Below are 21,714 nucleotides of genomic sequence, written 5' to 3'. Positions count from 1 at the left end.
TTGGGTTACAGGTCATTCACCTTGATTGGGGAGAGGTCTGTTCCCGATTTCTGATATGAGGTTCTGATGAATAAACGCTTTCAACTGGCTCCTGTTCTGGCGTGTGTGGTGGTTTGGCCACAAACCGGTTTCCCTGACGATAGTCAGGCCGAACTGGCCAAGCAAACACTGAATCCCGTGGCCGCGCTGTACAGCCTACCCATTCAGTACAACTGGAACCAGAAACTCGGCCCGAGCGGCGAGGGTTACCAAAGCGTCACCAACATCCAGCCGGTGCTGCCATTCAGACTCAATGACGAGTGGAACCTGATATCGCGAACCATCCTGCCGATCATTGATCAGCATGGCCTGGTGCCTGGCGGGCAGGCAGATAAATCCGGAACCGGTGATGTGACCCAGAGCTTCTTTTTCTCACCCCAAAAACCAACCGCGAATGGCTGGATATGGGGGTGGGACCGGCCATTCTGGTGCCGACCGGCAGCAATGATCTTTTGAGCAATGAGCAATGGGGGTTAGGCCCTACGGTGGTGCTCCTAAAACAGAGCAATGGCTGGACCCGCGGAATATTGGCCAATCACATCTGGTCACTGGAAAACAGCCCGCCCGATGACAAGGAAAAGGTCAACGCGACGTTCCTGCAACCGTTTTTCAGCTACACCACCCACACCTACACCACCTTCGGCATCAACACCGAATCCACCTACGATTGGCAGACCCGTGAATGGTCCGTGCCGATCAACCTGTCAGTCACCCAGTTGTTCAAAGTGGGTCATCAACCCATGACCGTGCAAGTTGGACCGCGTTATTGGGCTGACAGCCCGAAAGATGGCGCTGAGGGCTGGGGGTTCAGGGTGGCGTTTACGCTGTTGTTTCCAAAGTAAGCGCCACCCTGATTATCCTTCCATGTATGAACAGCCGTGCCTGACTAGCTAATTGCCGGCTGGCATTGGCAGGTTAATGCCTTCTTTCTGCAATTCCTCGCGAACCGACTGGAATTTTTGATACTGGGACAACTCGATCGGTCCGTCATAGGTCATGCTTTGCATCTTGCGAGGTGGGTATTTGACATAGGTCTGCATGAGCTTGGATATCGCCTGGCTGATCGGCACCATCGTCCAGGTACGCTCAGTAAAGTTGTTCATGAACAGGTCATAGCGCTCTTGCGGGTCTTGCCACAAGTCAAAGACTTGCGGCACCGTGGCCACATATTTTACGGCGCCTTTCCAGCCCAGGTTGGAGTCCACCGCCAGACCACCGGTTTGCGCGCCATCATCGCCCCGCAGGTTGAACACGGCCTTATAGTTTCCAACACGGGCCGCACCCGGGGACAATTCGTTCTCGGTGAAGTAGAACCACTCTTTGCGCGGAGAGGGGCCGTTGCCGGTGAGAACTGGCGTCATGTCGTAACTGTCGAAGATGATCGGCTGACCCTCACGATCTTTCTCTGGCAGTTTCACGCCGGCAACAGAAGCGAACGTCGCCATCAGATCCAGGCCACCGAGAATCTCGTGATTTTTCGTGTCCGGCTTGATCTTGTCTGGCCAGACGGCGATGGCCGGTACCCGGTTACCGCCCTCACGCACGGTACCTTTGGTCCCTCGGAACGGGGTGTAGCCGGCATCCGGATAAACATCCTGCCAGGCCCCGTTGTCCGTGGTGTAAACCACCAACGTGTTCTTATCCATGCCAAGTGCCTTGAGCTTGTCCATGATGCGACCGATGTGGGTATCGAGCTCGACCACAGAGTCGGCGTACTTGGACTTGGACATGGACTTATGAATGAACTCCGGTGCTGGCAAGTTCGGCTGGTGCACTTTCATGAAGTTGATGTTGATGAAAAACGGCTTGTCCGACTTGGCCGCGGTGTCGAGAAACTCCAGTGCGGCTTTTTCCACATAGTTGTCAAAGAACGGAATGCCGACCACGCCGGGTTTACCATCCACGACGGGCGTGTCGACGTACTGGCCGTTGATCTTGAATTCTTCGACCGGTTTTTCGCCCGCCTTGCCGGACAACGCGCCCTTGGTCACCTTTTGAAACATCGCGCGGGTTTCCGGGTCCATGTCGGGGAACCAGGTCGGGTCGGCATAGGTGTAGGCATTGAGGTGATACAGGCCGACGTATTTCATCACGTCATAGCCTTGTGCATTGGGCAGGGCATAGTCGGCTTCACCCAAGTGCCATTTGCCGGTGAAATAGGTGTCGTAGCCACCGGTTTTCAGCACCGATGCCAGCGTCCATTCGGCGGCAGGCAAGCCGCCGCCCTGGCCCTGGAAGGCCACGGTGGTCATGCCGCTACGGTTGGGGATGCGGCCGGTTTGCATGGCTGCCCGGCCAGGCGTGCAACTGGGTTGCGCATAAAAGGAGTAAAAAGTGACGCCTTCTGCCGCCAGCTCATCGATGCTGGGCGTCGGCATGCCCCGGCCGACACCACCGCCATAGGGGCCGAGGTCGCCGTAACCGGTGTCGTCGGAGACGATAAACAGGATGTTGGTTTTTTCCGTTTGAGCGGCGTGGGCGAGTCCGTTCAGTGACATAAGTGCGGCGAATGCGACAGACAACTTGAAGCGATCCGATAGCTTATCCATACCAGCAATCCTCGTTGTTTCATTGTGTTGGCGGCTGACTAGCGCACAACTACATTGACACTTGGTGCGTTGACCACCGAGTAATAAGCCTGGTACTGCGTACAGAATCATTTCCCCCTTACTGCATGACCATGCACAACTCAAGGCGCAGGAAGGAGTCTAGTGCGGTTTTTCCGGTTGGACGTGGTGATTGCTATGTTTTGGACGGGCGCGTCATGACCTCCATGAATACGCCAGACAGCAAGGCAATCACCCGATGAGCCGATTCACAAAATCCATGGCTGCTTCATGGTTTCGCCTGCGCCACATCACCACAGAAAATATTGACATTGCCATCTTCGGGCGCAGTGCGCACAAGTACGGAGTACTTGCCGGCAAGCAGGTCTGGCAATTTGATTGGAGCGCTTCTGTAAAACATCCAGCCATTGGTACCTGAATTACGCTCGGTGTTGACCTTATCGTTCATGGCATAGGCCACTGGCCCTGGTTGCTGGCAGCTGCCTTTATTGACGAATGTGTAGATGCGCGGAGGCAAGTTAGTGCCGGTTGGAACGCCGCTGATGTAGAAATCAAAGTTGGTCTTATCGCCTACGGCGGTCAACGTGGTGTTGCCGATCTGGCCCATATTTTGGTGGGTGGCCGCCAGAGGAAGGTTCATTGAATGGTTTGAGGAGTTGGTGCAGCCGAAGAGACTTGCCATGACCAGTACCGCTGCCAGGGGGTGCAGTGATTCATTGTCAATCTCCAGTAATGGAATAAGTGCAGGGGGAATATTGGGTATAGCTCATTAAAACGGCGTTGCATTCCCATTCGCTTATTTTCGGAGAAGTTCGGCTATCAATCGTCCCCTCTGTTGTTGGGTGGTCGTAAATTTCGACCCTTAATTCACGCCATCTATATCTTGGCTAAAAGGCTTTCACGCTGACGAAGTTCTTCTTCCATCGCCCTCACTTCCCTCATGTAAAGCTCTACAACGGGAGGTAGCGAGCGCGACTTGAGGTAGATGAAACCGTAATGGGTGCGTAGTGCGAGGTCTTGGAGGGGCAAGGGTACTAACTCACCCGTCCTGAACGCCTGTTCAAAGCTTGATAAGTTGCCTAAGGCCAAGGCATTACTGTTCTCTACGAACGCCGTAATTTGCATCGGCACATCTATTTCAATGGCCGGTACAAAATCGCCATTCACTGCGTCATAAGTGCCGGCGCAGCCCAATGTGGCGGGCAGTAAATGGCTGGCGATCCGCAACGGGATGCGCGAGGCCACCCACGGATAATCGAGTGTTTGCGCCAACTTCAACGAACGCTTTTGCGTGAGCAACGGATGCCCGGGGCGGCAAAACAGGCGCCCCTCATGTTCACCCAGCAGTTCACAGGTGAATTCTTCCCGGCCTTGCAACGTACTGATTTCGGCGATCCCCAGGTCCACCGCCCCGGTGGCAACCTGAAGGGCCACGTCACGCCAGCCCGCGACATGGGCCGTGACTTTGATGTGTGGATGCCGCGCATGCAATCGGGCGATGCTGGCATACCCGCTGCTGATGCTGGGGTAGGGGCCCAGCGCAACTTTCAACGCACCGATATCGCCACCTGTCAGCAAGGCCATGTCGCGAACCAGATCCTCTTGCGCCATCAACAGGCGCTGGCTCTTTTCCCGAAGCAACTGACCAAACGCCGTCAACACGACGCCTTCCGTGCGCCGGTCGAACAACGTGACCCCGAGTTCATTCTCCAGCAACTGGATGCTTTTGCTCAGCGCCGGCTGCGAAACCCCTAACGCCTTGGCGGCCCGACCAAAGTGGGCGTGTTCGATCAATGCCAAAAACTGGCGCAGACGGCGTGGTGTCATTACATAACCTTTATGTTATCGAATATCGACAAAACGGAATTTTTCGTAATCAGATCAATATGCTATTCATACGCCGACGGGTCAAGTTGACCTCGTATCCAGAACACGGAACCCCGCGCAATCATTGGCATTCATGCCTTTGACCCCCCCTTAGGCGAAGGAACATTTCATGTACAACAAGACCCTTCATCTGGCACTGGCAATCACGCTGGGCAGCAGTTTCAGCCCCAGCGTTTTTGCAGCCGATGCAAACGGCGCAAGTCCTGTCCCGGCCACGACGCAAAACGGCCATTTCGATAACAAAGGCAAGCCGCCTTCCACCTACACGGTCGAACTGCAAAAAGGTCTGCGCAAGTCACTGCCGTTTTCTGACAAGCGCGATTTTGAAGAGGCGAAAAAAGGCTTCATCGCCGCACCGTCCTATAAAAAGATCATGGCCGAAGCCGGGAATGTTGCCTGGAACATGGGCAGCTACGACTTCCTTCTGGACGGCAAGGATTACGACAGCATCAACCCGTCCTTGCAGCGTCAGGCCGAACTGAACATGGCCTATGGTTTGTACGAAGTGGTGCCGGACAAGATCTATCAGGTGCGCGGCTTTGACCTGGCCAACATCACCTTTATCAAGGGCGATACCGGCTGGATCGTCTTCGACACCCTGATGTCCAAGGAAACCGCCAAGGCCGCCCTGGATTTCATCAACGAAAAAATCGGCAAACGCCCGGTGGTCGCGGTCGTCATTTCCCATTCCCATGCCGACCATTTTGGCGGCATCCGCGGTGTCGTCGATGAGGCGGATATCCGCAGTGGCAAGGTTCCGCTGATCGCCCCGAAAGGTTTTATGGAGCATGCCGTGGCGGAAAACGTCTACGCCGGTAATGCCATGAGTCGCCGCGCCTACTTCCAGTATGGTTTGATGTTGCCGCACAGCCCCAATGGCCATGTCGACATGGCGATTGGTAAAAATGCCTCCATTGGCAACATGGGCCTGATCGAGCCCAATCGCTACATTGAAAAAGATTTCGAGACCGTGACCATTGACGGTGTAGAAATGGAATTCCAGAGCACCCCCGGCACCGAAGCCCCGGCGGAAATGAACACCTGGTTTCCGCAATTCAAAGCGTTCTGGGCCGCCGAAAATATTGTCGGCACGATCCATAACATCTACACGTTGCGCGGTGCGCTGGTTCGCGATCCGCTGGTGTGGTCGAAGAACATCAACAACGCCTTGTATCGCTACGGGCAACAGGCCGACGTCATGTTTGCCGCCCACAGTTGGCCACGTTGGGGCAATGAGCGAATTCAGGACGTCATGCGCGCACAACGCGATGCTTACGCCAACCTGAACAACGCCGTACTGCATGCTGCCAACGAAGGCGTCACCATCAACGAGATTCATAACGTCTACACGTTGCCCGACAGCCTTAAAAACAACTGGGCGACTCATAGCTATCACGGTTCGGAAGAGCACAACAGCCGGGCCGTAATCAACCGCTACCTGGGTTACTGGGATGCCAACCCGGCCACGCTGATGCCGCTGTCACCGAAGGATTCGGCGCCGCTCTATGTGGAAATGATGGGGGGCGCAGACAAGATCATGACCAAGGGCAAGGCCTTGTTCGATCAGGGCAAATACCGCGAAGCATACGAAATCCTCAATAAGCTGGTGTATGCCGAACCACAAAACACCCAGGCCAAGGACTTGCTGGCGGACGTCTATGAACAGGTTGGCTATCAGAAGGAAAGTGCCGGTGTACGCAACAGTTTCCTTGCGGCTGCGAATGAACTACGCAATGGCATGCCCAAGGGCGTACCGCCAAAAACCGCCGGGCCAGACATGATCCGTGGCATGAGCACGGAGTTGTGGCTTGAGTACCTTGGCATCGCCCTGGACGGCAGCAAAGTCGCGGACCAACACTTCGTGATGAATCTCAAGACGCCCGACAACGGGGAAGAGTTTGTGGTGGAGTTGAGCAATTCGACCCTGACTAACATCAAGGGGCAGCAGGCCAAACATCCTGATCTGACAATTACCCTTGATCGCGCTGTGCTCGAAGGTGTGATGGCAAGGCAAACCAGCCTTGCTCAACTCGTTGCGAGTGGTAAAGCCACCCTCGAAGGCGATCACAAACCCTTCCAGCAGTTGATGGCCGCCATGACGCCGTTTACCCCAGACTTCGAACTGCTGCCGGGCACCAAACAGTAATCGGTTTGGATTTATGGATCGTTGGATCGTTCCTACGCTCTGCGTGGGAATGCCTCGACGGACGCTCCGCGTTCGGCTTTGGAGGGACGCGGAGCGCCCCGGGCTGCATTCCCACGCAGAGCGTGGGAACGATCAGAACGCGAGATTTGTCTCGTGCACGAAAAAGCCCGGCTGATAAGGCCGGGCTTTTCTTTGAGTACCGCGGTAGAACCCCGCATTTATGCAGCGCGGCTTTCGATCAGACGGTCGGAGCCACCTTCGGCAACGCGGTTTTGCATCAGACGGTCGGAACCATCAGCGGCAACGCGGTTTTCGATCAGACGGTCGGAACCACCTTCGGCAACGCGGTTTTGCATCAGACGGTCGGAACCATCAGCAGCGACGCGGTTTTCGATCAGACGGTCGGAACCATCAGCAGCAACGCGGTTTTCGATCAAACGGTCGGAGCCATCAGCGGCGACGCGATTCTCGATCAAACGATCCGAACCCCCTTCAGCCACACGGCTTTCAATCAGACGATCCGAGCCGCCTTCAGCGACGACAGGTTGAGCAGAGGTAGCGGCAAAAGCGTTAACTGCGAAAACCGAGAAAGCGATGCTGAGAAGGGTTTGGCGTTTCATGATTGTGTGCTCCGGGGTGTAGTTGTTTGGTCTGGAGCCGATGTTACGCCGCGGATTTTTAAGAGAACTTCATTGAGTTAATGGTGACTATTGACGCAAGCAATGGTTGCCTCAAATCGTCGGTTGCCCGGTCATTGAGCCACGACACACAACTCGCCGGTGGCGCGGATCAGAGCCTGTCCATGCAGTTGATCCTTGATCAGGCCCGCTCGCTCGATCCCCAGCCAGTCCGGGCAGTCGGGGTCATTGCGATAGGGCACAAAGTCGGCGTATTGCTGCAGCAGGCGGTTTTGCAGCTCATCGAGCCGAGGCCTGATTTGATTGACGAGGTCCGGCCGAGGCGTGTCCGGCGCCCTGTCCGCCGCGCGCCAATGAGCGAGCAGGCCGTACTGCACCAGTTTGTTGGCTTCGATCTGCGCGGCGATCAGGTCGGCGACGTCCTGCGGGTTCAGTTTCTGGCTTTCGGCCGTCTTCCTGGCACTGTCGATGACCTGAGCTTCCCGGGCCGTATCCTGGATCGGTTTGCGACTGTCCCATTTGGTCAGTGCCACGAGGTCCGCAATGTTCAAGCGCTCATTGATCGTCTCCAGCAGCGGTAACAAGCTGGCAGGTGCCGGCGATGGCGTACCGGCCTGGGCGCCGCAAGCGAGTGAGCCGAGCAGGGCAGCGGTCAGCAGTTGCGGCAAGCGTAGGGCGTGGAGCATGGGCAAACCTCATTGGGCGCAGGATTCACAATCAGGACCTATGTAACACAGGTTCGGCAGCCGCTTTAAGTGGGGTCTGAATTTTTTTCGAGCACGAAAAAGCCCGGCGTGTCAGGCCGGGCTTGCTGTCGATTACCCCAACGCCTCGCCAACGATCAGCCTTTACTGGCCGCCAGATAAGCACCCAGGCGCTGTCCCATTTGCTCGCCCAAGGCCTGCAAACCGCTCAGGGGCCGGACCATCACCTCAAACTCAACGATTTTCCCCTGTTCGTTGAACCGGATCATGTCGATGCCCTTGATCTGTTTTTCGCCAACCTTGGCGCTGAACTCCAGAACGACGTTCAACCCGTCCGCCGTCGACAGTTCGCGGTGGTAGGCAAAGTCCTCAAAGACCTTGACGACCGTGTTGAGAATCATCGAGACCACGGCCGCGCCCGGATAAGGCGTGTGCGCCATCGGCGAGCGGAACACAGCATTTGCGTCCAGCAAACCGGGCAGGGTACTCAAGTCCCTCGTGCGGATCATGTCGTGCCATTGCTTCAAGGAATCAGCGGCGTTGGGGTGCAGGTTCAGTTCGGACATTTTTACTCCTGTATTTTTATTGTGTGTTCTGCGACATGGAGGGGCGCGGACTGGCGCCGTTGTTGGTCAATGACCACCGCCGCATCCTGCGCCCACTGACTGTATATCGCAGGTCCCGGATGGAAACCATCCCGCGCCATCGAACCGGCCACGGGGGCCAACCGGGTGGTCAGCAGTGTGCATCCCTCCGTTCGCCCGGCCAGGTCGGCAAGGTGTGCGTTGAATCCACTGGCCCGCAGCCCCAGGTACCAGCGCAGCGGTTGTGGAAGTGCGGGAAACAGGTGCATGGGTGGAAGAGGGGACACCACGATCAGCTTCGCCGCGTACTGGCTACGCAACAGGCTCATCAACCGTTGTTGCCGGGCGATCCACTGATCTGTCGCCAACGTGCTGGTGACATCGTTGACGCCAATAGACAACAGCACCACATCGAAGTGTTCCGGCGAATGTGCTTCAAGCAGCTCCAGCAGCGCTTGCGTGTCGAGACCGGACCTGGCCCAGAGTTTCCAGCAGACCCGGTAATCTTTGGCCAATAGCCTGACGAGTTGGCCGCTGAGCGCTTCCTCCTGAGTCGATGCACCGACCCCGGCGGCGGCGCTGTCGCCGACAATCAACAACCGCCAAGGCATCGCCGCTGCCGGTGATCCCTTGGCGTTCGCCCTCGGCTTCCGGCAGCTTGGGCGTTACCCGGCGCGTGTAGATGCCCTGCATCAGCAGCAAGGGACCGAGCAGGATTTTGGTCAGCGCAGCCTTCAAAATGAGGTCATTGCGATTTTTGGGGGGATAGTTGCCGCGCACGCCCCCGGACTTGTTGCCGGTTTTACCAGGAAGGCCAGGCACTACCGGACGGGACCGGGGCTGCGGGTTGGCGCGGCTACGGGGTTGAGGTTGTTTGCTCATCGTCCGTCTCCTGATGGTTCGCATTGGGCCTCAGTAATGCTGGCTACTCTTCATTGTCCGGAACCTCTTCCCAACTGGCATCCGGATCAAAGTTCTTCATCGCCTTCGCCAGCTGTTCACTGTCGGGCCCCATGTCTTTCTCGAATACCTGCCCGTCATGGCTGATCATGAAACTCATGACGCCGGTATCGTTGTATTTCGCCGGCCAGGCGATCAGTGCAAAGCCTCGGGTCATCTTGTCACCGATGAGGTAGCTGTAGGCGCCACCCGGTGCTGAAGGGCCCTGGCTATGAAGGATGCGGAAGTGATAACCGTGCCACGGTTCACCCGCAATGGTTTTGCCGAACTGGAGACCCAACGGGCTGATCTGGCCGCTATTGTCGTCCCGCCAATAAAGTCCGTCGTGCTTGCCGGGGGCGCTGTAAATATTCTCTGCATACTCAAGTGCGCCGTCGCCGTCACGGTCCACGGATGCATAGTCCATCTGGGCGTCGTGATAGGCCCGCACTGACTGCAACGCGGCGAGTTCGTTGCGGCCAATTCGACGTGCACGAATTTCGGCACCACCGGCCTTGGTGTCGAAGTGCCAACCGCTTGCGCCTTTTACAATGGGTATAGGCAGAGTCCAGTGGTTAGTTCCGACGGACAGAACCGCCTTGTCCTCGCCGCTTTTTTCAATGGTGTTTTGCTCGTGGTACAGCTTCAGGAACGCATCGACATCCTCGCGCTCCGCGCCTTGGCTAGGGATGAAACTGCGCCATTGCTCACCCAGCAACTCTGCCAGCCGTTTGTGATCGGCTTGTTTCGTACCCAGTGCATCGACGAACGCTTGAGCGGCTTTTTCCGGCGTTGGAAATTCTTGCTGTGCCATCGCCATGAACGACCACGAGAGGCCGGCGGTCAGCGCCAAGGCCTGAAGGAATAATCCCATGAGTGCCTTCACTCCAGAATGGTAATTCACCGGCGGCCCCCCCACTTCTTTGACGAGATGGTGGACTGGACGGCCGACTGACTTGGTGGCCAGCGGAACGCGAGGCACTGGGGCGCTGGGCGGAAGCCTGGCTGGCCCGGCCACGATTGGCTTGTGCGTTGATTTGGGACGGTGAGCGCGTGCCGGCAAATGCATTGTTGCGGGCAGCGCCCTTGTTGGTGGTCGTCGCGGCCGGGCGGTTTTGCGTGGTTTGGCGCGCCTTCGCGTTACCTTGTCCGCGTTGTTTCACGTCAGAGGTTTGTTTCCTCGGTTGCTGATTTTCACGGGTGTTTCTGGCCGTACCCTGACCTCTGTCAGCCGCTTTCGGTCTGTCCGCATTGGCTTGCATCCGATTGCCGGCCGAGACACCGGGTTCGGCCTTGCGCATTTGATTACGTGCTTCACGGTTGCTGGTGGCGGGGCGTTCAATGCCGGCCCTGTCCATTGAACCGCGAGCGTTTTCACGCGCCTGGGCGCGCTGGGCACTGTCCCCTCGATAGGCCGAACGCTGATTGGCGCCGTTCAGTTGGCGGCCATACTGTTCGCGGCTCCTGTTGTCTCGATAAGGCACGCCATTGCGGTGAGCGGAGTTATGCTGCCACTTGTTCTGATTAACGTTGATCCGGTTGTTGCCATTGATGTTGTTGTAGCGTTCGACATCGATGTCGACATCGTTATTGCCCCAGTCACATTCACCCCACAACGCACCGACGATCGCCACACCGGTACCAAACGCCAGCCCGGCCATCAATGCCTGACCGGGATAGTAGGCTGGCGGCGGCGGATAGTACGCAGGCGGCGAGGCTGGATACGGCCAGGTGCCGTAGGTGGTTGTCGGGTTATAGGTGGGGACGTACACAACCTGCGGGTCTGCGGGTTGGATGATGATGGTCGAGGCGGGGGCCGCAGCGGCGGGTGCTGATTCAACGGCGGGTGCCGATGGCGGAATGTTCTGAATCGTCACGTTCTGATACTGGTTGCTCTGCAGGTTGCCTGCGGTTTGCGCCTGATGCCGTAAACGTTGCACGGCCCCCATGACATCGTCGGGCTGCGCCAGGAACGCATCACCCAGACGTTGTACCCAGACGGGGTCCTGCCCCAGCGTGACCAGAACCTGCGGGAAGGCGACCAGCGCCTGCACACTCGGATCCCACGGCTGGTTTGCCACTTGTCTTACCGCGTCATCGCCCGTGGCTTTCGGGTTGGCTTTAGACCAGGTCACCGCCTCGGCCACTTCGCCGGGGTACGTGGAGGCCATCAGCACCTGTGCCAGCAGCGGGTCCGGATAAAGCGCAATGGGCGCCAGCATTTGATCCAGCTGTTCCTGGGTAAACACCGGATCTTTCGCCAGCGGCGCGGCGGGCGCCGCACTGGGCGGGTTTGCCGGGGCGGCTGCGGGAGCAGCAGCGGGCGCGGGTACGGCCGCATCCACTGGCTGCGCTATGCAGAACGATCCGCTCAAAAAAATGACAGCTGACAGCGCGTGAAATAATGGAATGCGCATTGCAACTCCATGTGGTCAGGCAGGTTTGAAATGAGTGGATCAATGCCTGAGTGTGAGCGCCTGCGTTGCAGGCTACAGACCCTCGGCTTCGATGCCGCTCCCTAAGCGTAGCAAACAAAAAATTTCTGCCATTTATTTAAGGTCACTCAAACGCCTATCGAAACTCGCGAGCACTCGGGAGATTTTTTTCATCGCTAAAACGACTAACAATCACCGGTCACTGTGGAGGATTTGCCGCGCCAGCGTGTTTGATATCCCCACAAAAGATATCAACGTTGCCATCGGTCGCGGCCGTTCGCACGACGATGGAATACTCACCCGCCAGCAGCACCGACAGGGCGACAGGTGCGCTTCTGGAAAGCGTCCAGCCGCGTATGGGCTGGCGTTCGGTGTTGACCTGATCGTTCATGGCGTAGGCCACTGACCCGGGGTGTTGGCAACTGCCTTTATAAATGAACGTATAGAGACGCAAGGGTAGGGTGCCACCGCTGGGAACACCGCTGATAAAGAAACTGAGTCCGGTTTTATTGTCCCAGTCGGCCAACGTCACATTGCCGATCTGACCGGTGTTTTGCCGCGTGGCAACCAATGAAACGGACACCACCGGTTTTGATGATGTGGTGCAGCCGAATAGGGTGGCAGCGATCAATAGGGCGGTAAGTGCATGTGCGAGCTTCATGGCCAAGCTCCTGTGTTGAAAAACTGCGGGGGTGAATAGCGGTATAGCTGATTAATCGCCCTGGCGTAGAATCCCCCAAACCCGCGCGCGCCCATCCGAGACGGATACTCAATGCAAACCCCCACCCAATCCACCCCGCTCTGGAAAACCTACCTGCTTTTCCTTGGCCCGATGGTCCTGTCGAATTTCCTGCAATCCATGTCGGGCACCGTCAACAGCATCTACATCGGCCAGATGCTCGGTACCCAGGCCCTGGCTGCTGTCTCTGGCATGTTTCCCATCATTTTCTTCTTCATCGCGCTGGTTATTGGCCTCGGTGCGGGTGCCAGTGTGCTCATCGGTCAGGCGTGGGGCGCCCGTGAGCCGCATCTGGTGAAAACCATCGCTGCGACTACTTTGCTGCTGGGCGCCATGATCGGGCTGTCGGCGGCGGTGTTGGGCAGTGTGTTTGCCAGGCCCGCCTTGCAGGGGTTGGGCACGCCAGCGGATGTACTGGATGACGCGGTGGCCTATGCCCACGTGATGATGTGGATCATGCCGTCGCTGTTGGTTTACGTGCTGTTCACCCAACTGCTGCGCGGGGTCAGCGATACGGTGTCGCCGCTGATTGCGTTGGTGGTGTCGACGTGTATCGGGTTGGCGCTGACGCCGGCGTTGATTCGCGGTTGGTTCGGGTTGCCGCCGATGGGGATTCAGAGTGCGGCGTATGCCGGGTTGACGGGTAACTTGTCGGCGATGGGGTGGCTGGCGTGGCGGTTGATACGCAAAGGGCATCCTTTGGCACCGGATCGCGAGATGTTTGCGGCGATGAAGCTGGACCTGGTGATTCTTGGCAAGGTGCTGCGCATTGGCCTGCCGACCGGTTTGCAGATGGTGGTGTTGTCGGTGTCGGAGCTGGTGATTCTGGCGCTGGTGAACCAGCACGGCTCGCAGGCGACGGCGGCGTACGGGGCGGTGACGCAGATCGTCAATTACGTGCAGTTCCCGGCGCTGTCGATTGCGATCACCGCGTCGATCCTCGGCGCCCAGGCGATCGGGGCAGGGCGTGTCGATCGCATGGGGCCGATTTTGCGCACGGGGCTGCTGATCAATGTGTGCCTGACCGGTGGTTTGGTGGTGTTGGGTTACGTGTTGTCGCACTGGTTGTTGGGCTTGTTCCTGACCGATGATTCCACCCGGGCGATGGCCGAGCACTTGTTGCACATCATGCTCTGGAGCCTGTTGGTGTTTGGTTTCCAGGCGATTGTCGGCGGCATCATGCGCGCCAGCGGTACGGTGTTGGTGCCGATGGCCGTGTCGATTTTTTGCGTAGTGCTGGTGCAGTTGCCGGTAGCGTATGTGCTGGACGGGCACTTTGGTTTGCAGGGTGTGTGGATGGCGTTTCCAGTGGCGTACCTGGGGATGCTGGCGTTGCAGACGGCGTACTACCGGTTTGTGTGGCGGCATCAGAAGATCGAACGGTTGGTGTAAGCGGCACCGCTTGCTGTCGGCCATGGTCAGGCCGACAATTCTCGGGGACTGCGTGATGAAACCGGCGGGCGTGATCGCCTGAGGAGGTTTTCAGATGAGTCCCTCATCGCACTCTGTTTTGCAGGACCGGGTTGCGGCCGGTCGGCGTCTGGTGGCGCCATTGCTCGCTTACGCTCATCGCCCGGACGTCATCGTCCTCGCATTGCCCCGGGGCGGCGTGCCGGTGGCCTATGAAGTGGCCACGGCGCTGGACGTTCGCCTCGACCTGATGCTGGTGCGCAAGCTCGGCGTACCGTCCCACGAAGAGTTCGCCATGGGCGCGATCGCGAGTGGCGGCATCCAGATTCTCAATGAACAGGCATTGCGGGTGCACCCGATTGATAAGGACACGTTCGATGCCGTGGTCGCACGAGAAACCCGGGAGCTGCTGCGGCGCGAGCAGGCTTACCGGGGCGCGCGCCCGCCCGTGCAGCTCAAGGATCAGGTGGTGATTCTGATCGACGATGGCCTGGCGACGGGCGCCTCGATGATGGCAGCGATCCACGCCGTGCGGGTGCATTCGCCCGCTCGTATCGTGGTCGCCGTGCCGGTGGGACCACCCGAGACGGTCGAGGCGTTGCGCAGTGAAGTGGATGAGCTGATCTGCCCGCTGATCCCGGAGTGGCTCATGTCGATCGGTCATTGGTACATGGATTTTTCCCAGACCCCGGATGCCGAAGTCATCCGGCTGTTGCCAACGGGCCTGGCAAAAAGCATGACGATGCTCAGGTGTTGAGCCAGATTTTAAACCAGGTCGTGCCGAGAATCGGATGCTCGCCTGGCGTCAGCGACTGGTCATCGATTGGCGCACCGAAGTAAGGCGCCGTGACATCCGCGACGGTTCGGCGCGGGTCCTTGATGTGTTGCAAATACTCGCCAACAAACTCAACCAGTGGCCGCCGCTCAGGCCCGGCCACTTCCACGGTCTGATTACCGGGTGCTTGCAAGGCAATGTCTGTCAGTACCGCCGCGACGTCGATCGAGGCCACCGGTTGCAACGCCGCCGAGGCCAAGTGGATGGTGTCGCCGTCCTCGCGACCCGAGAACGCGATGGCGCTGATGAACTCGAAAAATTGAGTGGCCCGCAGGATGGTGTAGGGAATTCCCGACTTTTTGATCAGCGTTTCCTGCGCCATTTTTGCGCGGAAGTAACCACTGTCGAGCATTCGCTCGGTGCCGACGACGGACAGGGCGACATGATGTTTGACGCCGTCGAGCTTCTCCGCCGCGAACAGGTTGTGCCCGGCGGTTTGAAAAAAATGCAACGCGGCGTGGTCTTCGAAGAGGGCGAGTTCGCTACGTCGACCACCACGTCGGCGCCTTTCAGGGCCTGCGTCAGCCCTTCGCCGCTGATGACATTCACCCCGGTACTCGGTGACGCTGCGTAGGCTTCATGGCCCAGTTCCTGCAGGTTTTTGCAGACCTTGCTGCCGATCAGGCCGGTTCCTCCGATGACGACGATTTTCATGTCTGTTTCCCGAAACGGTGAGTGCCACCCTCATTAAAGACCCGCTGGGAGGGGCGTATCGGGCGCTGAATCGGATTAACTGACAGGTGGTCGGAAGACTGCGCAACAGGTGGAATAAACGGTGGTTCTTTGCTTTAGTCCTTCTATCGCTGGTCCATGTGTGCGGGTGCCAGGCTCAAGTCAGGGGCCACGACCGGAGAATCCCATAATGTTTCGATTGCCGCGGCTTGCAGTACTGGCTGCCATGCTCATCTTTGGGTTTTTGCCCTGTGCCCAAGCGGTCCAGTACACCCAAGTCAATCAGACCGCCAGCACCATCTCCTTCACGTACAACCAGTTCGCCTCCAAGGTGTACGGCACGTTTGGCAAGTTCAAGGCGTCGCTGGATTTCGACACTGCCAAACCCGCAGCGGCCAAGGCGGCGCTCACTATCCAGCTCGACAGCATCAATGCCGGCAGCGATGACGCCAACGCTGAACTGCAAAAACCTGCCTGGTTCAATACCGCGGCGTATCCCGTGGCGACCTTTGAATCAGTCGGTGTGAAAGCGCTCGGCGACAACAAATACACAATCATCGGCAACCTGACACTCAGAGGCATTACTCGTAAGGTGAAAGTCCCTGTCTTGCTGACGACACACAACGCCATCGGGATTTTCGTCGGCGAGTTAACGCTCAAGCGCAGCGCCTTCAAGATCGGCGAGGGTGAATATGCCGATAACGTCGTTTCCGACGACATCAATATCCGGTTCAAGATGGTTGCGCCGCAGCAATAACGTGCCAGCTGCACTTTGAGCGTGTGATTCGATTGTTTGCCGGGGTGGCAGGGTGCCACAATCGGTTTTTGTCGCAGCATCATGATCAGGCGGATCAAATGGGTGGCCCAGGATTCAGGCACGACCAGGAGCTTTTTATCGCGGCGCAAGTGCGCAGCGATCGTTGCGACAGCTATTCCACCAATCCGTGTCTGCGGTGTTCGGCAGTTTCCTGGCCGCGATCATGCTGTGCGGACTGTGCTGGGGGCGTGTTGATCACCGCATCATGTTCGGGTGGATTGGCCTGCTGAGTATCTCGTCGCTGCTGCGCATCCTGATGTTTGCCACCTATTTTCGCAGCCCGGACAATGAGCGCACGCCGCAACGCTGGGAGCGGACTTACTGGGTGACGTTGATGTTGTCGGCCGGTATCTGGGGTGCAGGCGCTTTGGCGATCATGCCGGCAAACGACCTGCTGGCCCAGGCGTTGGTCATGCTTTTTGCCGTCGGCATGTCGGTCAGCGCAGTGTCGTGTTACTCGTCCTACCGTTACATGACGCTGGCGTCGATTGGCCTGGTGCTGCTGCCGTGTACCACGTGGCTATTGTTTCAACCGTCGGCACTGCAAGTCGGGATGGCGTTCGCCGTCCTGGTGTTCGCCTCATTTGTCGCCAGCGCGACCCGCAAGCTGTCCGAAGCCCTGGAAACAGCGTTTCGTCTAACCCGTGAAATGGAGCAGGCGCACCACATTTCCACGCATGCCGCACAAACCGATGAATTGACCGGGCTGAAAAATCGCCGGGCATTTTTTGAGCGGGCGCAGCTATTGTTAAATGACTGCCAGAAAAAACGGTTGCCGCTGTGCGCCGTGATGCTGGATATGGATCACTTCAAGCACATCAATGACACCTATGGCCATCAGGTTGGCGATCAAGTGCTGCGACAGATGGGCGTCGTGATCAGCACCTGTTTTCGCGATACAGATGTCTGCGGCAGGATGGGTGGCGAGGAGTTCGCGATCCTGCTGCCGGACACGTCCATTGAGGTTGCCCTTGAAATCGCCGAACAGCTCATTCGGTCGATCAGCGGGGTAATGTCCGGGCCCGTTCACCGCATATCGGCCAGCGTCGGTGTCGCGGCAATGGAAATGCACGACAACGATCTGCAAAGCTTGATGAACAACGCGGACAAAGCGCTGTATCGGGCCAAGGCGCGTGGACGTAATCAGGTGGTGGTTTCGGAGTAGAGACGGGGATGACTAGTAAAACCGGTCTTCCTCTTTCATCCGGGCAATGCGCCCCAGCGTCCTGAACGATATCCCCAAAAACAACAGCGTCAGTAACACCCCGCCCATCATGATGTAAAACCCCGGACGGTTGCCGTTCAGTTCACGGGCAATGCTGCTTTGCCCCGGTAGCCAGCGGGAATAGATCAGGGGGATGCTGCCGCCGGTTTCAAAAGCGGTTTTCTGTGCGTAGCGCTCGTCGACATACTGATCGTCGTGCACCTGGTCGTCTTGATCGGTGTAGCGGTAGTGGATCACTTTGCCGTCGCGGTTCATGCGGATGTCGTCGAGTTGCGTCACCGTGCCGGTGGTCTCGATGGGGCCCAACTGGATGGCGGCATAGAGCATGCCCTCTTGCCGGGCCATGCCGGCGAGGAGCAGCACCACTAAACAGGCAACGGTCAGCAGGATCACCCGGTTGTACAGGTGATCTTTTTCAGCTTCGCGGGGGTAAAACATCTCACGGTCCTTCGTCGATTGGCTCACCAGCAGAAGTCGGCGGACCGCGAAGCAACTTTAGACGCGAGAAGATTATTTTTCGGTTATCGGTGTCCGTCCCTGGCCGAACCCGTAATCGACTGGCGCCCGGTCCGCAATGAACGGACCGGGTGCCAAGCGACTACCGCTTTAGCGCACGGATATCGGCGCCGTTATCGTCTTGCCAAGTGCTGACTTGACGGTGATGGTCGGGGTTGCTGCCGGCCCGGCACCGGTGGTCGTCACAGTCAACCGCCACCGTCCGCCCGTGCCGACTTTCGTGAGCGTGGCGGTGCCCAGGTTAAGTGGCCCGGCGGTGGTGGCCGCGGTCACCGTTATGTTATTGCCGGCGAAGCGCGAGGTGGTCCCGGAAATATCCCAGGCGTAGCGATTGCCGATGCGAACGGTGACGGTAGCGCTGGTGACCAGCAGATCCTCGTTGACCGCTGCGGCGGAAACCGCCACCGAGACTGTCGCCGGATCCGACTTCGCGTCCTTGGCGTCGCTGGCCTGATAGATGAAGGTCGCGGTGAACGGCGCCGGGACGATGGCCGGTGGTGTGTAGACCACACGCACCCCGTCGGTGCTGACCGTGCCCTTGCCGGAGTCCGGCTGATTCAGCCCCACGACTTTGAGCGGCAGATTGCCGTCGGGGTCGGTGTCATTGGCCAATACGTTGATGGTCAGCGGCAGGCCATTGTTGCTGATGGCACTGTCAGGGTTGGCGATCGGTTTTTTGTTGTCGCCTTGGTTGTTGTTACCGTCACCGCCAGTGCGGAAGGTAGGCAGGCCCACGGAGTTCACGTAGGTGACGCCGTCCCAGCCAGGCAGGGGCGTTGGCATCAACTGGAACTGACCCGGGTGCTCGACATCCCAACGCAGCAACATCGAATTATCTTCATGTTGAGTGTTGTGACAGTGCTCCATGTAGGTCCCGGCGAATTCACGGAAGTGGATCGCCATTTCGACGTTCTCCGAACTTTCCACGCCTTCGCCAATGCGATAGACGTCCTTGCGTGCCCATTTTTCCCATTCCGGCGGTGCCTTGCCGTCACGGCTGAGGATCACGCCTTCTTCGAAGTGCACGTGGACAGGGTGGTTCCAGCCGTTGCCGCCATTTACGATTTTCCACACTTCGAGGGTGCCGTCTCCGGAGAACCCCGCATCTTTCGGTCCGTTGGCCAATTGCGGCGCAGCACTGAGCCGGCGAGGGTCCATGGTGTAACCGAAACCGCCGTCGGTCTTGATGGTCCAGGGGGCTTCGTCGGTGCCATCGGAGCGGCCGAAAATGAACTCGCGATGCCGCGCCACTGTGAGTTTTTGCTGGTCGTTGGGGTTGTCGCGGTCGATGGTCAGCGGGATCATTTTCTTGCCGGCAGCTTTGCCCGGTTTTGCCGGTTCATAGGCGACCGGGTCCATGCTCTGGTCCTGCCCGCTGTAAGGCTGGACAACCATTTGCATGAACTTGCCAACAGCGGGGTCACCCTCGTCCCATTTCGGGCCGGTGCTGGTTTGCTTGATCACCGCCTTGTACGTCCCGGACAACACGTCTGCCAGTGCCAGTTCTTCCTTTATCGGGCCCTTGCCGGTCTGGTGTGGCATCACGTTGACGAAGTACAGCTTGTCACCCACCGAGATCCCGTTTTTCGCCGAAGTTGACGATGATGTCGAAGCGTTCGGCAATGCCTTGGGTTGGCAAAATTGCGTTGTTGTCCTGCGTATTACCGTCACCGTCCAGGTCCATGCTGCCGTCGAACGGTACGGCGTGCTCCATGATGTTGCCGTCGTTGCCGATCATGTGGAACGGCACCCGGGCGTAAGAAACCCCGGAACCGGCGGGCCCGGGAAACTCACCGCCATTGCCGGCAATTTCGCGCACCAGAGCCATCTTGAGGTAGCGCGACACCGAGCCGTTGAGAATGCGGAATCGGTAGGCGCGCGCGCGGACTTTCAGGCTCGGTTGATACTGCCAGTTGACGAGGATCTGGTCGCCCAGAAAACCATCGGTGTTGAACGGGTTGAACCACAACTGGCCATTGGCATCCCAGGCCTTGTCGGCGATCATCAGGTTCACGTCGTAGTCGCGGTTGCCCCACGGCAATCCTGAACCGCTGGGGAGGCGCAGGTTGACGCCATCCTCGATCGCTTCGTTGCCGCGATCGATGGCGCTGTAGTAGTTCATCATCGACGCATTGCCCTTGTAGACATTCTGCGCGGTGAAATCGAGCATGTGGTCATGAAACCAGTGGGTACTCATGGTCTCGCGCCAGTCGCCGCGAATCTTGATCGTGCCGTTGTCGCAGGTTTTCAGGCCTGGGCTGGTGTCATTGACGTACAACTTCTCGCCCGGTGCGCAGGGGAACGCGGCACGAGGGTCTTGCGCGGTGGTGTTGATGGTGTCGTAACCGGCCAGTTGCAGCGGCCAGCGATAATCATAGAACTGCCCCGGAAAGAAAAACGCGTTGGCATAGCCATCGCTTTCAGCCGGTGAGTGCCCATTGTGTTCGTGGGAGCTAAGGGTGTGCAGGCCAAAACCGGCGTTGGCTGACGGGTCGATCGGCAGGGCGTTGTAGTGACGCATCAGCACGGGCTGACCGTAACGCACCATGAGCAACTTGACTGGAAAAGTGCCGTCGAAGGTCCACAACGATTTGTGGTTTTGTATCGGCATTTTGGGGTGGAAGCGTGTGTCGATGCCTTTGGTGGTGCCTAACGTGGTCGGGATGTCCGAGGTCTGGTAATAGAGCCCGCCAGGGGCGAATTCTCCGACGGCATAGTGGTGCAATTGCTTGCTGTCACGCAGACCTTTGTTGATACGTGCGCCCACCTGCACGGTCTTGAATTGGACCTGAGGATAAAATTCGTTCCAGCGTTGATGCGACCAGCCTTTTCCCGGTGGCCGTCCTTCGGCGGGCGAGCCAACCGGATGGCGGTTGAGGAAAGCTTCGATCGGCGACTTCCACGGGTTGCGATCCAGCACATTGGAAAACTGCGTGGGGTACGGCGTCAGCCCCGGCTGCCGCATGAAATTGTCCAGCCCGGTAAGCGATGGGCCGCTGCGCGCGATACTGTTCGGGTCTTGCGCGGGTGCCGGGCCGGCAAGGGGGACGGGGAACGTCAACGTATAGGGCGGGGTGGTCGGGTCGAGTGTTTCCGGGCCGAATTCTTCGAACAGCAACAACTGCTGGGTGTACGGTTGGGCGCCGAACAATGGGCTGGGTTTGCCATTGGTGGGGTAGTTGAAAGAAGTCTGCAAGGCGGGCGGCAATACGTTATCGGTCCGGGTTGTGGCTTTGTCGCCATACACGCCATTGGGCAACGCAATTGAGCCCTGATTGGCCGGAGGCATGGTCTTCAATGCTTCCAGCGCCGCTGCCGGATCGGCTGGCTGGTTAGTGTACGCCGAGGGGTCCGTCGGTGGCGGTGGCCCGTAATCATCCAGTGGGGCGGCGTTGACGGCGGTCAGGCTGAACGTCATCAACACCATTGAGGTAATGCCCTGCGCCCCGAAGAAGCCGGGCGACTTGTTCACAGGAAATGAGTTTTTCATGATGGTTCTCGGGGGGGCATGCCTAAGTGGTGGCACTTGCATTTTGGCCAATGCATAAGTTGCGCCATCAC

13 protein-coding genes and 6 pseudogenes are annotated in these 21,714 nt (G+C 58.2%); 6 read left to right on the top strand and 13 right to left on the bottom strand.

Features of this window, described 5'->3' with window-relative positions; genetic code table 11:
• Nucleotides 1–66 precede the first annotated feature (66 nt).
• Nucleotides 67–881: pseudogene (locus AB4N76_RS01925) on the top strand (transporter).
• Nucleotides 882–929: 48 nt separating this feature from the next.
• On the opposite strand, the gene AB4N76_RS01920 reads toward AB4N76_RS01925, so the two are convergent.
• The 3 genes from AB4N76_RS01920 to AB4N76_RS01910 form a co-directional block, all read right to left on the bottom strand.
• A complete protein-coding gene (locus AB4N76_RS01920) occupies nucleotides 930–2,588 on the bottom strand; it encodes an arylsulfatase (protein ID WP_460164040.1) in 1,659 nt (552 codons plus the stop codon).
• 286 nt (nucleotides 2,589–2,874) lie between these two features.
• Nucleotides 2,875–3,288, bottom strand: coding sequence for a hypothetical protein (locus AB4N76_RS01915; RefSeq protein ID WP_460164039.1), 414 nt, complete (start codon nucleotides 3,286–3,288; stop codon nucleotides 2,875–2,877).
• Nucleotides 3,289–3,482: 194 nt separating this feature from the next.
• On the bottom strand, nucleotides 3,483–4,433 hold the full coding sequence (locus tag AB4N76_RS01910) for a LysR family transcriptional regulator (RefSeq protein WP_046030383.1): 951 nt from the start codon (nucleotides 4,431–4,433) through the stop codon (nucleotides 3,483–3,485).
• Between the two features lie 169 nt (nucleotides 4,434–4,602).
• Between AB4N76_RS01910 and AB4N76_RS01905 the strand changes: the two genes are divergently transcribed.
• Nucleotides 4,603–6,639: an alkyl/aryl-sulfatase gene (locus tag AB4N76_RS01905; RefSeq protein WP_077431940.1), complete on the top strand. Its 2,037-nt coding sequence runs from the start codon at nucleotides 4,603–4,605 to the stop codon at nucleotides 6,637–6,639.
• Between the two features lie 218 nt (nucleotides 6,640–6,857).
• Here the strand turns inward: AB4N76_RS01905 and AB4N76_RS01900 are convergent, their stop codons facing one another.
• The 7 genes and pseudogenes from AB4N76_RS01900 to AB4N76_RS01870 form a co-directional block, all read right to left on the bottom strand.
• The gene (locus AB4N76_RS01900) at nucleotides 6,858–7,259 is read right to left on the bottom strand and encodes a hypothetical protein (RefSeq protein WP_460164038.1); all 402 of its coding nucleotides are present in this window, start codon (nucleotides 7,257–7,259) and stop codon (nucleotides 6,858–6,860) included.
• 131 nt (nucleotides 7,260–7,390) lie between these two features.
• A complete protein-coding gene (locus AB4N76_RS01895; RefSeq protein ID WP_046030374.1) occupies nucleotides 7,391–7,963 on the bottom strand; it encodes a chorismate mutase in 573 nt (190 codons plus the stop codon).
• Nucleotides 7,964–8,118: 155 nt separating this feature from the next.
• Nucleotides 8,119–8,547 carry a nuclear transport factor 2 family protein gene (locus AB4N76_RS01890; protein ID WP_046030371.1) on the bottom strand — a complete coding sequence of 143 codons (429 nt, stop codon included), beginning with the start codon at nucleotides 8,545–8,547 and terminating at the stop codon, nucleotides 8,119–8,121.
• A 2-nt stretch (nucleotides 8,548–8,549) separates the two neighbouring features.
• A pseudogene (locus tag AB4N76_RS01885) lies at nucleotides 8,550–9,258 on the bottom strand (SGNH/GDSL hydrolase family protein).
• Nucleotides 9,259–9,490: 232 nt separating this feature from the next.
• The gene (locus tag AB4N76_RS01880) at nucleotides 9,491–10,324 is read right to left on the bottom strand and encodes a DUF2950 domain-containing protein (RefSeq protein ID WP_460164037.1); all 834 of its coding nucleotides are present in this window, start codon (nucleotides 10,322–10,324) and stop codon (nucleotides 9,491–9,493) included.
• On the bottom strand, nucleotides 10,212–11,921 hold the full coding sequence (locus AB4N76_RS01875; protein ID WP_460164036.1) for a DUF3300 domain-containing protein: 1,710 nt from the start codon (nucleotides 11,919–11,921) through the stop codon (nucleotides 10,212–10,214). Before AB4N76_RS01875 ends, AB4N76_RS01880 begins: the two co-directional genes overlap by 113 nt.
• Nucleotides 11,922–12,138: 217 nt before the next feature.
• Nucleotides 12,139–12,600, bottom strand: a complete 462-nt coding sequence (locus tag AB4N76_RS01870; RefSeq protein WP_046030365.1) for a hypothetical protein — start codon at nucleotides 12,598–12,600, stop codon at nucleotides 12,139–12,141.
• Between the two features lie 111 nt (nucleotides 12,601–12,711).
• Between AB4N76_RS01870 and AB4N76_RS01865 the strand changes: the two genes are divergently transcribed.
• Both AB4N76_RS01865 and AB4N76_RS01860 read left to right on the top strand, forming a co-directional pair.
• Entirely contained in the window at nucleotides 12,712–14,070 is a 1,359-nt protein-coding gene (locus tag AB4N76_RS01865) for an MATE family efflux transporter (RefSeq protein ID WP_460164035.1), read from the top strand.
• A 94-nt stretch (nucleotides 14,071–14,164) separates the two neighbouring features.
• Nucleotides 14,165–14,828, top strand: a pseudogene (locus tag AB4N76_RS01860) (phosphoribosyltransferase).
• A gap of 6 nt (nucleotides 14,829–14,834) precedes the next feature.
• Here AB4N76_RS01860 and AB4N76_RS01855 read toward each other — a convergent pair.
• A pseudogene (locus AB4N76_RS01855) lies at nucleotides 14,835–15,577 on the bottom strand (SDR family oxidoreductase).
• A gap of 205 nt (nucleotides 15,578–15,782) precedes the next feature.
• Here AB4N76_RS01855 and AB4N76_RS01850 point away from each other — a divergent pair.
• Together AB4N76_RS01850 and AB4N76_RS01845 are read left to right on the top strand one after the other, a co-directional pair.
• Nucleotides 15,783–16,352 (top strand): YceI family protein, encoded by a 570-nt coding sequence (locus AB4N76_RS01850; protein ID WP_139348147.1) that lies wholly within the window; start codon nucleotides 15,783–15,785, stop codon nucleotides 16,350–16,352.
• A 98-nt stretch (nucleotides 16,353–16,450) separates the two neighbouring features.
• Nucleotides 16,451–17,577: pseudogene (locus AB4N76_RS01845) on the top strand (GGDEF domain-containing protein).
• A 12-nt stretch (nucleotides 17,578–17,589) separates the two neighbouring features.
• Here the strand turns inward: AB4N76_RS01845 and AB4N76_RS01840 are convergent.
• Both AB4N76_RS01840 and AB4N76_RS01835 read right to left on the bottom strand, forming a co-directional pair.
• Nucleotides 17,590–18,075, bottom strand: coding sequence for a DUF3592 domain-containing protein (locus AB4N76_RS01840; protein WP_046030355.1), 486 nt, complete (start codon nucleotides 18,073–18,075; stop codon nucleotides 17,590–17,592).
• A gap of 168 nt (nucleotides 18,076–18,243) precedes the next feature.
• A pseudogene (locus AB4N76_RS01835) lies at nucleotides 18,244–21,580 on the bottom strand (Ig-like domain-containing protein).
• Nucleotides 21,581–21,714 lie beyond the last annotated feature (134 nt).

This window comes from Pseudomonas sp. S2_F03, from assembly GCF_054668335.1.
Note: the sequence above shows the minus strand (reverse complement) of the source record. Positions and strands in the feature narration are given on the sequence as shown.

Excerpts from the sequence above, each read along its gene's own strand:
- AB4N76_RS01920 (WP_460164040.1), bottom strand. The coding sequence starts at position 2,588 with ATGGATAAGCTATCGGATCGCTTCAAGTTGTCTGTCGCATTCGCCGCA.
- AB4N76_RS01915 (WP_460164039.1), bottom strand. The coding sequence starts at position 3,288 with ATGGCAAGTCTCTTCGGCTGCACCAACTCCTCAAACCATTCAATGAAC.
- AB4N76_RS01910 (WP_046030383.1), bottom strand. The coding sequence starts at position 4,433 with ATGACACCACGCCGTCTGCGCCAGTTTTTGGCATTGATCGAACACGCC.
- AB4N76_RS01905 (WP_077431940.1), top strand. The coding sequence starts at position 4,603 with ATGTACAACAAGACCCTTCATCTGGCACTGGCAATCACGCTGGGCAGC.
- AB4N76_RS01900 (WP_460164038.1), bottom strand. The coding sequence starts at position 7,259 with ATGAAACGCCAAACCCTTCTCAGCATCGCTTTCTCGGTTTTCGCAGTT.
- AB4N76_RS01895 (WP_046030374.1), bottom strand. The coding sequence starts at position 7,963 with ATGCTCCACGCCCTACGCTTGCCGCAACTGCTGACCGCTGCCCTGCTC.
- AB4N76_RS01890 (WP_046030371.1), bottom strand. The coding sequence starts at position 8,547 with ATGTCCGAACTGAACCTGCACCCCAACGCCGCTGATTCCTTGAAGCAA.
- AB4N76_RS01880 (WP_460164037.1), bottom strand. The coding sequence starts at position 10,324 with ATGGCGATGGCACAGCAAGAATTTCCAACGCCGGAAAAAGCCGCTCAA.
- AB4N76_RS01875 (WP_460164036.1), bottom strand. The coding sequence starts at position 11,921 with ATGCGCATTCCATTATTTCACGCGCTGTCAGCTGTCATTTTTTTGAGC.
- AB4N76_RS01870 (WP_046030365.1), bottom strand. The coding sequence starts at position 12,600 with ATGAAGCTCGCACATGCACTTACCGCCCTATTGATCGCTGCCACCCTA.
- AB4N76_RS01865 (WP_460164035.1), top strand. The coding sequence starts at position 12,712 with ATGCAAACCCCCACCCAATCCACCCCGCTCTGGAAAACCTACCTGCTT.
- AB4N76_RS01840 (WP_046030355.1), bottom strand. The coding sequence starts at position 18,075 with ATGTTTTACCCCCGCGAAGCTGAAAAAGATCACCTGTACAACCGGGTG.